This is a genomic window from Paractinoplanes aksuensis (genome assembly GCF_024137025.1).
Taxonomy (GTDB): domain Bacteria; phylum Actinomycetota; class Actinomycetes; order Mycobacteriales; family Micromonosporaceae; genus Actinoplanes; species Actinoplanes aksuensis.
Genome location: NZ_JAMYJR010000026.1, coordinates 47906 through 61947, shown reverse-complemented (window position 1 = coordinate 61947; position 14042 = coordinate 47906). Strand labels below are relative to the sequence as shown.

The window sequence follows — 14042 nt, the reverse complement described above, 5'->3', positions numbered from 1 at the left end:
TACCGGGGATGTCGACTTATCTCAAGCCGATTTTGTCGTGTACTTGTCCAAGCCGTCCACGAGCAGCTCCAGGCCCAGGTCGAAGCGGGCCTCGGGACCGCCGCCGACCAGGTCGTCGGCGTGCGCGACGAGGTTCGGGTAGTCCGCGGGCGGCAGCCGGCGCAGGTAGCCGAGGTACCGGTCGGAGATGGAGTCGACGAACGTCTGCTTGGCGGCGCCGGCCGCTTGCCGGCGCCAGATCGAGAACTCGTAGGCGTCGGCGGTGATGTAGAGGAAGATCCGGTCGAGGGCCAGCGCGGCGATCCGCGACGGGACGCCGCCGGCCAGCGCCATGCCGAGCATGGCGTCGGAGATCCGCAGCGCGTTGGGGCCGCTGGGGATGGTGGCCAGGGCGGCCCGGGCCAGGTCGTTGTAGCTGACCATGGCGGCGTGCCCGGCCCGGGCGAGCTCCTTGATCTGCTCCTTCCAGCGGGGCGGATCGAGTTCCGGTACGCCGACCTCGCCGCACATCTCGTCGAACATCAGCTGGAGCAGCTCGTCCTTGTTGCGCACGTGCGCGTACAGGCTGGACGGCCCGGTGTCGAACTCGGCCGCGAGCCGTCGCATGCTCACCGCGTCGACCCCCTCGTCGCGCACGATCCGCAGCGCCGTCCGCACGATCGGTCCCCGGGCCAGGGGAGTCTTCGCGGGCCGGGCGGGCCGGGCGCCGGGCGGCCAGGGCAGTTCTGTCACGTAGGCGAATTTACCTTGCGACGAACACTGTTCGCGCGTAGAACGGTGTTCGGTCAACGAACACCGTTCGTCAGGAGGGTCGCACACCATGGATGCCGTACTCGAGCAATCGAGACAACCCCCGCTCTACCGCTACCGCTGGGTCGCGCTGTTCGTGATCCTCACCGTCGAGGTGATGGACCTGCTCGACGCGCTCGTCACCAACATCGCCGGCCCGGCCATCCGCACCGAGCTCGGTGGGTCGTACAGCCTGATCCAATGGCTGGGCGCCGGGTACACGCTGGCCATGGCGATCGGCCTGCTCACCGGTGGTCGCCTGGGCGACATCTACGGGCGCCGCCGGCTGTTCCTGATCGGCGCCACCGGCTTCACCCTGGCCTCGCTGGCCTGCGCGCTGGCCCAGACCCCGGCCCAGCTGATCGCCGCCCGTGCCGTGCAGGGCCTGTTCGGCGCCGTGATGCTGCCCCAGGGCCTCGGCATGATCAAGCAGATGTTCTCGCCGGCCGAGCAGGCCAAGGCGTTCGGCACGTTCGGGCCGGTCCTGGGCCTGTCCTCGGTCGCCGGTCCGATTCTGGCGGGCTGGCTGGTCGACGCCGACTTCTTCGGCTCGGGCTGGCGCATGATCTTCTTCATCAACCTGCCGCTGGGCCTGTTCGCGATCATCGGCGCGATCAAGTTCCTGCCCGAGTTCAAGAGCGAGCGTTCCCCCCGCCTCGACGGCCTCGGGGTGGTGCTGGCCGCGGTCGGCGCCTTCCTGCTGCTCTATCCGCTGGTCCAAGGCCGCGAGCTGGGCTGGCCGGCCTGGTGCTTCGGGCTGCTGGCGGCCGGTGTGGTCGTGTTCGGGCTGTTCGCGCTCTACGAGGGCCGTCGTGAGCGCCGGGGCCTCGACCCGCTGGTCACCCTCAGCCTGTTCCGCAAGCGCGCGTTCACCGGTGGGCTGGCGGTCGGCCTGGTGTTCTTCGCGGCCCTCATCGGCACCGGGCTCGTCTTCACCATCTATCTGCAGGTCGGGCTCGGCTATTCGCCGCTCAAAGCTGGTCTCACATCGTTGCCGCAAGCCCTGGGCACATTGGCCGGGTTCGTGGCGGCCGGTTCGGGGTTGAGTGAGCGATACGGTCGCAAACTGCTGCTTTCCGGTACGGCGGTGATGATGGCCGGCACGGTCGGCTTCATGACCACGGTGGGCCTGGCCGGCGCCGCCGTCACTCCGTGGCGGCTGGCTCCGGCCCTGCTGGTGATGGGGGCCGGCATGGGCCTGGCGATGGCGCCGTTCTTCAACATCGTGCTGGCCGGCGTCGACGACGAGGAGACCGGCTCAGCCGCCGGGGCGCTCACCTCGGTGCAGCAGCTCGGGGGAGCGTTCGGCCTGGCCGTGCTCGGCACGATCTTCTTCGCGCTGGTGCCGCGGCAGGGTTTCGAGGACGCCACGATCGGCACCGCCGGGGTCGCGTTCGCGCTGCTGGCGCTGGCCTTCGGCCTGTCCTTCCTGCTGCCCCGGCGGGCCCGGCCGGACGGCCCGGAGCACTGAGCGTCAGCCGGCCCGGCCGAGCCGGTGGCCGGCCATTTCGAGCACGTCGTCACCCACGGCCACCGGCGTCCGCAGGCCGGAGTCGTCGTTGAGGGTCAGGGTTCGGCCGGTGAGGGCGTAAGTGCCGTGCGGACGGCGCTTGCGCCCCGCCACCTTCCCCGCGTACGTTCCGTCAGTCCTGATATCCAGACGAACTGTGCCATCCGCGCTGAGCCAGCTACCGACCGGCGCCGAGACAGCGACCTTCGCGGGCCCACGCCCCGGGGGGCCGGATTGCTCGGCCGCCTGCCCGCCCATGGCGATCGCGAAAAGGGCGGCCGCGTCCAGAACGGCGGTGTCCACGTGTTGGTGCATGAAGGCTCCGAAGTCAGGGGGCATGGAGCCCTCCCCTTCGGCCGCCGGGTGGCCGTCTCGCACCAACCGGCCGGTGCAACCCGGTTGCGGTCAGTCCGCCGTGCTGCGCAGGGCGGCCGTCACCGCGGCCATCAACTTGTCGAGGTAGTCGCTGTCGGGCTTGCTGCGCGAGACGGCCAGCCGCCAGTACAGCGGGCCCAGGATGAGGTCGACGGCCAGGTCGGGATCGGTGCCCTGGGGCAGCTCGCCGCGGGTCACGGCCTGACCGACCAGCTTCTCGCCGACGGCCTGCTGGTGGGTGCGCAGGGCCTTCTGCAGGGTCTCGGCGATCTGCGGGTTGCGGGCCGCCTCGGCCATCAGGTCGGGAATGATCTGGGACGCGATCCGGTGTTGCAGAGCCCGGCTGACGATCATCATGATGAGCTGGAGGTCGCCGGCGAAGCTGCCGGTGTCGGGCAGGGGCACGCTGCGCCCGGCCACGTCCGACACGATCTCGAGAACCATCTCGAGTTTGTTGCTCCAACGCCGATAGATCGCGGTCTTACCGACGCCGGCCCGGCGGGCCACTGCCTCGATGGACAGCCGGCCGTAACCCACCTCGGCCAGCTCGTACATCACGGCGTCGCGGATCGCGACGGTGATGTCGCTCCGCAGTACGGCCGCTCCGGCTGGTGCACGCTTTCCTGTCGCCACGCGGTCACTATACGCCAGGACGTAACGGTTGCGTTCCGCCGTTTGGTCGGATAACCTCTCCGCACGTCGATACGAAGCCGTTCCATCGGCAGCGACTTGACATGCTGCTTATGTGTTCTCGCCTAAGGAACCAGGGCCCAGCACCCCGCACGGGCCGACGAGATCGGAGCACCACCCCATGGCTCAGACGGCGGTTGCCGATTCCGACACCGGGCCATCGCTCACCGAGCTGGCCCGCAGTCACGGCCTGACGAAGGCCGGGCGCCTGCCCCGGCTGCCGGAATACACCCGGCACCTGTGGTCCTACCGCCACTTCATAGCCGCGTTCGCCAACGCCAAAGTGAGCGCCTCGCTGGGCAGCACCAAGCTGGGCGTGGTCTGGCAGCTCCTCACGCCGCTGATCAACGCGGGCGTCTACTACCTGATCTTCGGTGTCCTGATCAACACCAAGCAGGACGTCGACAACTTCATCGCGTACCTGTGTGCCGGTGTCTTCATCTTCGGCTTCACCCAGTCGGTGGTTCAGGCCGGCTCGCAGTCGATCACGGCCAACATCGCGCTGATCCGGGCTCTGCACTTCCCCCGGGCCAGCCTGCCCATCGCGGTCAGCCTGGTCGAGGTGCGCAACATGCTCGCCTCGATGGTCGTGCTGATCGCGATCGTGCTGCTCACCGGTGAGCCGATCACGGTCCAGTGGCTGCTGCTGATCCCGGCCCTGATCTTCCAGACGATCTTCAACACGGGCCTGGCCCTGTTCGTCAGCCGCCTGATCTCCAAGGTCACCGACATCCGCCAGCTCATTCCCTACATCCTGCGCATCTGGATGTACGGGTCGGCCGTGCTCTACCCGGTCACGTTCTTCGCGGAGCGGATCGACGGCTGGCAGCTGGCGCTGGTCGAGTCCAACCCGATGCTGATCTACATCGAGCTCGTCCGGCACGCGCTGATGGAGAACGTCGAGCTGGCCACTCCGGCTCCGTGGCTGTGGGTCCAGGCCGCGATCTGGACCGTGCTCGTCGGGTTCGGTGGCTATGTGTACTTCTGGCGCGGAGAAAAGGGTTACGGCCGTGGCTGACCAGCGGGAACCAACCGTCATCGCGGACAACGCGCACGTCGTCTACCGCATCTACGGGTCGGCCGCGGCGGGCTCGAACACCCCGCTGGCCAGCTTCAAGCGGATCGTGACGGGCAAGAAGAGCGGGGCCGTGCGCGAGGTGCACGCGGTCAAGGGCGTCAGCTTCGTGGCCTACAAGGGCGAGGCGATCGGCCTGATCGGCACCAACGGCTCCGGCAAGTCGACGCTGCTGCGGGCGATCGCCGGGCTGCTGCCGGTCGAGCGGGGCGGCGGCATCTTCGCGGCCGGCCAGCCGTCCCTCCTGGGGGTGAACGCGGCCCTGATGAACGATCTGTCCGGCGAGCGCAACGTCGAACTCGGCTGCCTGGCCATGGGCATGACGCCGGCCCAGGTCAAGGAGCAGGCGCCCGGCATCATCGAGTTCTCCGGCATCAACGAGCGGGGTGACTTCAGCTCGCTGCCGATGAAGACGTACTCGTCCGGCATGGCGGCCCGGCTGCGGTTCTCGATCGCGGCGGCCAAGAAGCACGATGTGCTGCTGATCGACGAGGCCCTGGCCACCGGTGACGCCAAGTTCCGCAAGCGCAGCGAGCAGCGTGTCCGCGACCTGCGCAAAGAGGCCGGCACGGTGTTCCTGGTGAGCCACAGCGAGCAGTCGATCCGGGACACGTGCGAGCGCACCATCTGGCTCGAGTCCGGCGTGATCCGGGCCGACGGCACAACCGACGACGTGCTGAAGGAGTACGAGACCTACGTCAGCAAGTAGGGGTAGGAGTCGTAGGTCGCAAACGCCGCTGGTGAGCAGGGGCTCGGTTTTTCGACGGCCGCGGGGTTTGCGGACGGCGGAAAATCGCGCCCCTGCTCACCAGCTAGAGAGGCGTTTGCCTGCTGAGCGAAGCGAAGCTATCTAACAGATAGATGGACGTGGTTCGTGTGGTCGCTGGAAGGGTCCCCGTTTCCGCGGGAGTACGCCTTCCAGCCACTGCTCGGTAGCCAGATGCGTTTGAACCAGATGACGTAGAGCACGCCCAGCCGGCTCGAGTTGCTGATGAAGTAGTTGGCCAGGTTCGTCCCGTACGTCTTGTCGCCGCCCGACGCGACCCCGCCGAAGCCCTTCTTCTCGGCCGCGAAGTCGCAGGCCTGCCCCTTGGGATGCTCCCCGCTGTTCTGCTCGCGGAAGCACGCCACGTAGCGGGTGAAGCCGTCGGCCTGGGCCTGCTTCAGCGCGTGCAGCATGCGGGGCGTGATGCAGCCGCTGGTGGTGGGGTCGTTCTCGGTGCAGTTCTCGTCGGGCAGTGAGCCGTCCTTGTTCCGCGGGGCGGCAGTGGCCTTGTCGCTCGAACTGGCCTGCTTGTCGGTCGGCTCGTCGGCGTCCCCGCCGGTGTTGGCCGCCTTCAGCGCGTTCTCGGCCTGAATCTTGCGCTTGGCCATGAGGTTGACCTGCTTCTGCTGGTTCCGCACCTCGGCGTCGATGGCCAGCTTGGCCCGCTGCTGCGCGTCCCGGTTGGCCTTGAGCTCGGCCACGGCCGCGTTCTCCTTAACCGCCACCGTCTCGAGCGTCTCGGCCCGGTCGAGGAAGCTGCCGGACGAGCTCGCCGTGAGCAACGCGGTCATCGGGCCGAGGCGGCCGGTCCGGTACGACTGCTGGACGATCTCGTCGATCGCGGCCTGCCGGGGGGCGAGTTCGGCGTCGAGCTGCTTGACCCGCGCCGCCAACCGGGTCTGTCGTTTGCGGGAGAGCTCCAGCGCCTCCTTGGCCTCGACGAAGCCCTTGGAGGCCGCCTCGAGCTGCTGGATCAGTGACTTGGGAGCGCCCTCGCCGTCGTCACCGTTGTCACCGGGCGCCGCGCCGGCCGGACCGGCCACCGCGACCATGAGGCCGGAGAGAGCGACGAGCAGCGCCGTCATGGACGCCAATCTTCGCCGGACAGTGTTGTGCCGCACACCTGTTCCTTCCGTCGGCCGCCGACCGAGTTAGCTGACGGGTTCGGGACGGAAGTGATCCCTACCGCTTGCGCGGATGCACCCCGGAAAGATTGGTTCCCCGGCTCGCCCGGAGGCGATTAGGCGGCGGCCCCCTGGGGGTGGAGACCGCCACCGACCATACCCAACTCATCGAACGATCGACAGTTATCGCACGCACTGCGATTGGCCTTTGACTAGCAGTCACGGCAATCACGGAATGTGTTGGGACGACTACGAAATAGCCATTCCGCGACGCTGAAGCGAAGCGAACTCTCGGGTAAAGTGGCCTCCGGTTCTGCCGAAGAGGCGCCGCCCCCGAGGTGCCGGCAGGCCACCGCCCAATCGCCGCGAGGCGAGCCGGGGAACCAGGTCAGTGGGGTGCATCCGCGTCAGCGGTAGGGATCGCTTCCGTCCCGAACCCGTCAGCTAACCCGGTCGGCGGTTTACCGGAAGGAACTGCATTGACCGTACGACCCCGCCGGTGGCTGATGCTTGCCCTGGCGCCGATCGTGGCCCTCTCTTTCCTGGCCGCGCCCGCCTCCCCGGCGAGCGCCGAGCCCAATGGCGGCACCTCTGCCACCCCGGACGAGGCCGGCGGCTCCGTCGCCAAGAACGCGACGCTGGACGACGTCATCGAGTCCTCCAACCGCAAATTCGTCGCGGCCAAGGCAGCGGTGGCCAAGTCGACCACTGCGCAGAAGCGGCTGGCGGCCGACATCAAGGTCGCCCAGGGCCGTCGCCTCGCCCTGTTGCCCGAGGTCAACGCGATCGCGGCGCAGCAGTACCGCACGGGCCACCTCGGCGCGGCCGGCTTCCTGCTGGGCAGCCAGGGCTCGAGCGACTTCCTGCAGAAGGCGGTCTCGCTCGAAGAGATCAACACCATTCAGGACCGCAAGCTGGCCGAGCTGAACAAGGCGATCGACGAGGTCAACTCGAAGAAGGCCGCGCTCGACGCCGAGGTCAAGAAGCAGCAGACCAACTTCGTGGTGATGCGCAAGCAGAAAGAGGCCGCGGAAAAGGCGCTCGCGCTGGTCGGCGGGCAGAGCCTGACCCAGGGCGTCGTGCTGGCCAAGTCGCCGATCGCCGCGCCCGCGCCGCGCGACTCGAGCGGCGGCTTCCCGAGCCTGCCGTGCAACGTCGACGACCCCACGACCGGCGGCTGCATCACCTCACGCACGCTGCACATGCTGAAGGAAACGCAGAAGGCCGGCTTCGACCGGTTCGTCGGCTGCCACCGTGACGGCGGTCCGTTCGAGCATCCGAAGGGCCGGGCCTGCGACTGGTCGTTGCAAGACCGGGGCTTCGCGGTCGCGCACAACGCCGACATGAAGACCTACGGCAACAACCTGATGGCTTTCCTCGTACGTAATGCCGACCGCCTCGGCATCTATTACGTCATCTGGTACAAGCAGATCTGGTTCCCGACCCGGGGCTGGAGCGCTTATCACGGGCCGAGCGCGCACACCGACCACGTGCACGTCTCGATGCTTTAATTTCCAGTACGCGTAAAAAGGGCCCCGGATTTCTCCGGGGCCCTTTTGCTGCACTTCCTACGAGGTCATCCGCCGCACCGGAGCGCGCCCCGCGGGCTGGGTCGGCGCGGGGCCGACCGGGTGCGCCGGCGGGATCGGCACGGTCACCGGCTTGACCTGGGTTACCTCGACGTCCTTGCCGTGGTGCTGCAGCACCAGGCGGGCCGAGCCGCCGCCGTTGCGCAGCGAGTACGTCACGTCCTCGGCGGTCACGTTCACCCGCAGCCGCAGCCCCCGCCAGAGCAGCGAGAACTCCAGGTTGTTGATCCGGCTGGGCAGGCGCGGCGCGAACGACAGCTGACCGTTGAAGTCGCGCATACCGCCCAGACCGGCCACCAGCGAGATCCACGTGCCGGCCAGCGACGCGATGTGCAGGCCGTCCCGCGAGTTCTGGTGCAGGTCGTGCAGGTCCATCAGGGCGGCCTCGCCCAGATAGTCGTGGGCCAGCTCGAGGTGGCCGACCTCGGCCGCCATCACCGCCTGGACGCAGGCCGACAGCGACGAGTCCCGGACCGTACGCGCGTCGTAGTAGGCGAAGTTGCGCGCCTTCTCCTCCGGCGTGAACGCGTCACCGCGGATGTACATCGCCATGACCAGGTCGGCCTGCTTGACCACCTGCTTGCGGTACAGGTCGAAGTACGGGTAGTTGAGCAGCAGGGGGTACGCCTCGGGCGGGGTGTTCTCGAAGTCCCACTCCTGCAGCCGGGTGAAGCCCTCGGACTGCTGGTGCACGCCCAGCTCTTTGTCGAACGGGATGTGCACCGAGGCCGCCGCGTCGCGCCAGCTCGCCGTCTCCTCCTCGTCCACGCCCAGTTTGCGGGCGAGGTCGGGGTGCCGCTTGGCCGCGTCGGCCGCGGTCAGCATGTTCTGCTGGGCCAGCAGGTTGGTGTAGATGTTGTCGTCGACCACGGCCGTGTACTCGTCGGGACCGGTGACCCCGTCGATGTGGAAGCGGCCGTGCCGGTCGTGGTGGCCCAGCGAGCGCCACAGCCGCGCGGTCTCGACCAGCAGTTCGAGCCCGATCTCGCGCTCGAAGTCGTAGTCGCCGGTGGCCTGCACGTAACGGCGGACGGCATCGGCGATGTCGGCCCCGATGTGGAAGCCCGCCGTGCCGGCCGGCCAGTAGGCCGAGCACTCCTGCCCGCGGATCGTGCGCCACGGGAAGGCCGCGCCCTGCAGGCCGAGCGTCTGGGCCCGCTCCCGGGCCAGATCCAGCGTCGAGTGCCGCCAGCGCAGCACGTCGGCCGCCGCGGAGGGCTGGGTGTACGTCAGAGCGGGCAGCACGAACGTCTCGGCGTCCCAGAACGTGTGGCCGTCGTAGCCGGGGCCGGACAGGCCCTTGGAGCCGATCGGCCGCTGCTCGGCCCGGGCGCCCGCCTGCAGCGTGTGGAACAGCCCGAAGCGGACCGCCTGCTGTACCTCGGGGTCGCCCTCGACCTTGACGTCGGAGTGGTCCCAGAAGGCGTCGAGGTATTCGCGCTGGGCCTCGACCAGGCCCTCCCAGCCGTCCAGGCGGGCGCTGGCCAGGGCCGCGCCGACCTGGTCGCGCACGGCGGGCAGCGAGCGGTGGCTGGACCAGCCGTACGCGGCCAGCTTGACCACGCGCAGCTTCTGGCCCGGCTCGAGCTTGCAGGCCACGGTGGTGCGCAGCCAGTCCGGGTGGCCCTCGGTGGTGACCGCGTGCTTGCCCGGCGTCTCGACCAGGTGCTCCATGGCGGCCGCCATGCGCAGGTCGCTGGCCTTGGTGCGGTGCACGAGCAGACCGCCGGTGCGCTGCTCGAGCATCTCCTCGGCCTGCAGCGGGTGGTCGAGCACGGCGGCGACCCGGGGGTCCTTGCTCATCGGCGGGAGCTGCTCGTTGGCGACCAGCTCGGACTGCAGGATGAGACGGGACGGGCCGTCGAGCGGCTCGACCTCGTACAGGAAGGCCACGACGGACCGCTGGGTGAACGAGACCATCCGCACGCTGCGGACCCGGATCGCCTGTCCGGAAGGTGACACCCATTCGACGGTGCGCTCGAGCGTCCCGGCCCGCAGGTCGAGCACGCGCTCGTGCGACCGCAGCTCGCCGTAGCGCACGTCGAACGGCTCGTCGTCGACCAGCAGCCGCATGAGCTTGGCGTTGGTCACGTTGACCATCGTCTGGCCGGACTCGGGGAAGCCGTAGCCGGCCTCCGCGTACGGCAGCGGGCGGAGTTCGTAGAACGAGTTCAGGTAGGTGCCCGGCAGGCCGTGGGGCTCGCCCTCGTCCAGGTTTCCGCGTATCCCGATATGCCCGTTGGCCAGCGCGAACACCGACTCGGACTGGGCCAGCAGGTCCAGGTCGAGTCGCGTCTCCCGGATGTGCCAAGGGTCGACGGGATAAGCCCGTTCACGGATCACGGTGGTGCCTCTCGCAAATCAGAAAGGAGAAAGTCTTTCGATATAAACGCTGATACGCGTTCAGCGCGTCAGGAGTTCGGACAGGTCGGTGACAACAATGTCGGCACCGTTGTCCAGAAGGGCCTGAGTCTGACCCACGCGGTCAACCCCGATCGTGATCCCGAACTTGCCCGCGTGACCCGCCGCGACCCCGGCCAGAGCGTCCTCGTAGACCGCGCAGTTCTCGGGCGGGACGCCGAGCTGCTGGGCGGCGAGGAGGAAGGTGTCGGGTGCGGGCTTGCCAGGCAAGTTTTGCTCACGGGCGGTGATGCCGTCCACGCGCACCTCTATGAGGTCCGCGATACCGGCTGCCTCCAGCACGTCCTTGCAGTTGGCGCTCGCGGACACGACGGCCCGGCGCAGGCCGGCGTCGCGCGCGGCCTTCAGGTAGGTCACCGATCCGTCGTAGACCTGGACGGCGCCCTCCTTGATCTTCTGCAGGACGAGCAGGTTCTTGCGGTTGCCGACGCCGTTCACGGTCTGCAGGTCGGGACCGTCGTCCGGGGTGCCCTCGGGAAGGGTGATGCCACGAGAGGCCAGGAAGGTGCGAACACCGTCGGCGCGCTGCCGGCCGTCGACGTACTGGTGGTAGTCGGCGCCGGAGTCGAAGGGCACGAACTCCTGCCCATGCTGCGCCGACCACTTCTCGAGGAACTCGTCGAAGGTCAGCTTCCAGGCAGCATTGTGCACAAGGGCGGTCTGGGTGAGCACGCCGTCAAGATCGAAAAGGCATGCAGTCACGTGAGTAGGTAGTCCGAGCACGGGCCCAATGTAGTCGCACCTGCGCACCCATGAGTCCGGAAGGGCAGCTTCACGTTTTGAGGGCGCGTTTACGCCCAGTTCAAAGTGCTATTGCGAGCTTGTGTCAACCGGCGTGGCGAGCAAGATCCGCAACCCGACCGTGGTACCGATCGGGCCGGTCGCGACCGTGACCTCGTCGCACAGTTGGTAGGCGAGCCAGATGCCCCGGCCGCCGACCTCGAACGCCTCGGGCACGTCGGGTGCGGCCAGGAAGCGCGCGGGGATGCCGGGGCCCGAATCGGTGACCGAGCACCAGGCCGAGCCGCCGGAGACCCAGAGCAGCAGCCGACCGGCGCCCCCGGCGTGCAGCACGACGTTGGTGACGACCTCGTTGACGGCCAGGATGAAGCCGTGCAGACGGTCACCGCCGAGCCCGGCCTCACGCAGGCGGGCCGAGACCTCGTGGCGGACCAGGGCGATGTCGTCGCGGCCGAAACGGCGGTCGGCCAACCGGCCGGTGCCGCGGGATGACGGCTCGGCAAGGACCGCCTCCGTCACCGGAGCCGGCCGCACACCCTGCTTCACTGTGTCCTCCACCGCAGTGCAGCCTACGCGGTGTGCCACCGTGGTGGCACCACGCGTCCATGATCAGCCACGGATGAGAATCAGAACAGGTCGGCGATCGTCCGGAAAATCTCCGCATAGAAGTTGCCGTCGATGTCCCGGTACAGGCTGAAGTCCTTGTCGGGGCTGCCGAAGAACGGCCGGAGCGTCCACGCCAGCTGGGTGCCGACGAAGCCGAAGAGCAAGATCCAGATGTACATCAGGGTCATGCTCGGCGGCGCGGCCGGCTGCGGCGGTCGCGGACGCGGGTGCTGCGGGAAACCGGGCGGGATCTGCACGACCGGCGGCTGCACCGGCATGAGGATCGGGGCCGGGCCCGCGGCGGCGGCCGGGGCAGCGCCGTTGGCCGGCACCAGTTCCTTGGCCGGCTCAGCCGCCGGAACGGCAGCGGGCGCGGCTGCGGGAACGGCCGGTGCGGCGACAGCCGGGGCCAGCAGCCCGTGCTCGTTCAGCACCTTCATGCCGCCGGTCAGGAACCGCAGGCCGACCAGCGCCGACAGCGCCAGGATGGCCACGTTGAGCAGCTTGAAGAACGCGTAGTCGGGCGCCGTGATCAGGAAGAACAGGCTGATCGGGGCGAACGCCAGCGCCAGCATGGCGGTCACCGTCAGCGCCACCATCACCAGCGAGAGCGACTGCCGGATCGACAGCCGGGCCCCGAACACCAGGTTGAACAGGTACAGGGTGGGCAGGCAGATGGCCAGCGTGACCATGAACAGCAGCGGCAGCTTCACCGCCGAGGTCAGCGCCATCAGCACGCTGTGGAACGAGCCGAGCACCGCCCCGTAGACGGCGAGGGCCGCCACCGAGCTGATCAGCATCTGAACGGTCAGCCGCGGCAGCTCGCGGTCCTCCACGATCTGCTGCCAGATGCCCTGTTTGTCGCGCAGGATGCGCTCGATAACCAAGAGTCCGGACGCGTTCGCCACGTGCCTACCCCCAAGGTCGGGTCCGTATCGTCGATACGCCATCGCACCGACGTGTGGGCGGAACGGTACGCCATGGGTGCAACACAGGGGAAGAGCGAGGTTTTCAGCGCCAGCCGACGTCGATGCGGTCGCCCCGCTCGTCGAAGAAGTGCAGAGCGTCCATGCGTACGGCGACCGAGAGCGGATGTCCGGCCGTGACCGGCGGATAGGGCGCCAGGCGCACGCCCAGCTCGGCCGGGCGCCGGTGATGCCGCCCCGGGTCGTTGAGCACACTCTCCGGGCCGGTCTCGCGGGCGGCGGCGTTTCCGGACGACCCGTTCGAGCGACCGGCCAGCCGCTGCAGGGCCCCGCCGATCCGCTTGAGCGGCCCCCCGGCCGGCTCCTCGTCGTCGCGGGCCCGCGTGCCCGGGTCGTCGAGGTGGATCGCGGTCGCGCCGATGTCGAGGTAGGCCAGCGACTCGTGCCCGTGGTGCTCCAGGTAGCGGATGCGGCCGCGCAGCACGTCGCCCGGCACGTCGGGGGCGACCGGGGTGAGCGCCTCGGCCCGCATGCCGACCACGATCCGCTCGCCGTGGTAGTGCGCCACGGCCCGGGCCCGGATGTCGTTCCAGGGCAGGTAGAGGGCCTGCTCGCCGAAGTTGAGCTCGATGTAGCGCTCGAGGTGCACATAGACCGACGCCTCGAGCAGGTTCATCCGCGGGGCACCCAGGAAGGCGGCCACATAGAGGGTGGCCGGCCGCCCGTACACCTCGGTCGGCGTACCGATGTCCTGCAGGACGCCCTTGCGCATGATCGCCACCCGGTCGGCCATGGTCAGCGCCTCGGCCTGGTCGTGGGTGACGTACATGGTGGTGACGCCGAGCTCGCGGGTCAGGCTGGTGATCTCGGCCCGCAGTTCGGCCCGCAGGCCGCTGTCGAGGTTGGAGAGCGGCTCGTCCATCAGGAAGAGGCCGGGGCGGCGCACGATGGCCCGGCCCATCGCCACCCGCTGCCGCTGGCCGCCGGAGAGCTGGCTCGGCTTGCGCCGCAGCACGTCCCCGATGCCCAGCGCGGATGCCACGTCGCCGACCCGCTCGCCGCGCGGGCTGGGCTCGATGCCCGACAGCTTCAGCGGGAAGCCGATGTTGTCGCCCACCGTCATGTGCGGGTAGAGCGCGAAGTCCTGGAAGACCATGGCGATGCTGCGGTCGCGCGGCGCCAGCTCGAGCACCGGGTCCCCGTTGAGCAGGATGTCGCCCTCGGTCGGGTCCTCCAGACCGGCGATCATCCGGAGGATCGTGGATTTTCCGCAGCCCGACGGCCCGAGGAGAACCAAGAACTCACCGTCGTCGACGTCCAGGCTGACGTGGTTGACGGCCATGGTGCCGTCGGGCCACACCTTCGTGACGTCCTTGAGCGAGACGGTCGACACCGCCTACCTCCCCTGCCGGGCAACATCAATGTGATCC

13 protein-coding genes and 2 riboswitches are annotated in these 14042 nt (G+C 68.8%); of the genes, 4 read left to right on the top strand and 9 right to left on the bottom strand.

Annotation, left to right across the window (positions count from 1 at the left end; genetic code table 11):
* Positions 1-21 precede the first annotated feature (21 nt).
* Positions 22-732 carry a TetR/AcrR family transcriptional regulator gene (locus M1L60_RS22775; RefSeq protein ID WP_253239498.1) on the bottom strand — a complete coding sequence of 237 codons (711 nt, stop codon included), beginning with the start codon at positions 730-732 and terminating at the stop codon, positions 22-24.
* Positions 733-820: 88 nt separating this feature from the next.
* Between M1L60_RS22775 and M1L60_RS22770 the strand changes: the two genes are divergently transcribed.
* Positions 821-2260, top strand: a complete 1440-nt coding sequence (locus M1L60_RS22770; RefSeq protein ID WP_253239497.1) for an MFS transporter — start codon at positions 821-823, stop codon at positions 2258-2260.
* A 3-nt stretch (positions 2261-2263) separates the two neighbouring features.
* Here M1L60_RS22770 and M1L60_RS22765 read toward each other — a convergent pair whose 3' ends face one another.
* Entirely contained in the window at positions 2264-2614 is a 351-nt protein-coding gene (locus tag M1L60_RS22765; RefSeq protein ID WP_253239496.1) for an Atu4866 domain-containing protein, read from the bottom strand.
* Between the two features lie 90 nt (positions 2615-2704).
* Positions 2705-3307 carry a TetR/AcrR family transcriptional regulator gene (locus M1L60_RS22760; RefSeq protein ID WP_253239495.1) on the bottom strand — a complete coding sequence of 201 codons (603 nt, stop codon included), beginning with the start codon at positions 3305-3307 and terminating at the stop codon, positions 2705-2707.
* Positions 3308-3485: 178 nt separating this feature from the next.
* Here M1L60_RS22760 and M1L60_RS22755 point away from each other — a divergent pair, with 178 nt between their 5' ends.
* Both M1L60_RS22755 and M1L60_RS22750 read left to right on the top strand, forming a co-directional pair.
* A complete protein-coding gene (locus tag M1L60_RS22755; protein WP_253239494.1) occupies positions 3486-4382 on the top strand; it encodes an ABC transporter permease in 897 nt (298 codons plus the stop codon).
* Positions 4339-5148, top strand: a complete 810-nt coding sequence (locus tag M1L60_RS22750) for an ABC transporter ATP-binding protein (RefSeq protein WP_438862145.1) — start codon at positions 4339-4341, stop codon at positions 5146-5148. The genes M1L60_RS22755 and M1L60_RS22750 overlap by 44 nt, the downstream gene beginning before the upstream one ends.
* Positions 5149-5285: 137 nt before the next feature.
* On the opposite strand, the gene M1L60_RS22745 is transcribed toward M1L60_RS22750, so the two are convergent.
* Positions 5286-6290 (bottom strand): coiled-coil domain-containing protein, encoded by a 1005-nt coding sequence (locus M1L60_RS22745; protein ID WP_253239492.1) that lies wholly within the window; start codon positions 6288-6290, stop codon positions 5286-5288.
* 39 nt (positions 6291-6329) lie between these two features.
* A riboswitch (cyclic di-AMP (ydaO/yuaA leader) is annotated at positions 6330-6462 on the bottom strand.
* A gap of 210 nt (positions 6463-6672) precedes the next feature.
* A riboswitch (cyclic di-AMP (ydaO/yuaA leader) is annotated at positions 6673-6805 on the top strand.
* A gap of 3 nt (positions 6806-6808) precedes the next feature.
* Between M1L60_RS22745 and M1L60_RS22740 the strand changes: the two genes are divergently transcribed.
* Positions 6809-7840, top strand: a complete 1032-nt coding sequence (locus tag M1L60_RS22740) for a coiled-coil domain-containing protein (protein ID WP_253239491.1) — start codon at positions 6809-6811, stop codon at positions 7838-7840.
* Between the two features lie 57 nt (positions 7841-7897).
* Here the strand turns inward: M1L60_RS22740 and M1L60_RS22735 are convergent, their stop codons facing one another.
* The 5 genes from M1L60_RS22735 to M1L60_RS22715 form a co-directional block, all read right to left on the bottom strand.
* Positions 7898-10261 carry a glycoside hydrolase family 65 protein gene (locus M1L60_RS22735; protein ID WP_253239490.1) on the bottom strand — a complete coding sequence of 788 codons (2364 nt, stop codon included), beginning with the start codon at positions 10259-10261 and terminating at the stop codon, positions 7898-7900.
* 60 nt (positions 10262-10321) lie between these two features.
* Positions 10322-11062 carry a beta-phosphoglucomutase family hydrolase gene (locus M1L60_RS22730; RefSeq protein ID WP_253239489.1) on the bottom strand — a complete coding sequence of 247 codons (741 nt, stop codon included), beginning with the start codon at positions 11060-11062 and terminating at the stop codon, positions 10322-10324.
* A gap of 87 nt (positions 11063-11149) precedes the next feature.
* Positions 11150-11638, bottom strand: coding sequence for an ATP-binding protein (locus M1L60_RS22725; RefSeq protein WP_253239488.1), 489 nt, complete (start codon positions 11636-11638; stop codon positions 11150-11152).
* 68 nt (positions 11639-11706) lie between these two features.
* Positions 11707-12594, bottom strand: a complete 888-nt coding sequence (locus tag M1L60_RS22720) for a hypothetical protein (RefSeq protein WP_253239487.1) — start codon at positions 12592-12594, stop codon at positions 11707-11709.
* 103 nt (positions 12595-12697) lie between these two features.
* Positions 12698-14005, bottom strand: coding sequence for an ABC transporter ATP-binding protein (locus tag M1L60_RS22715; protein WP_253239486.1), 1308 nt, complete (start codon positions 14003-14005; stop codon positions 12698-12700).
* Positions 14006-14042: the final 37 nt, after the last annotated feature.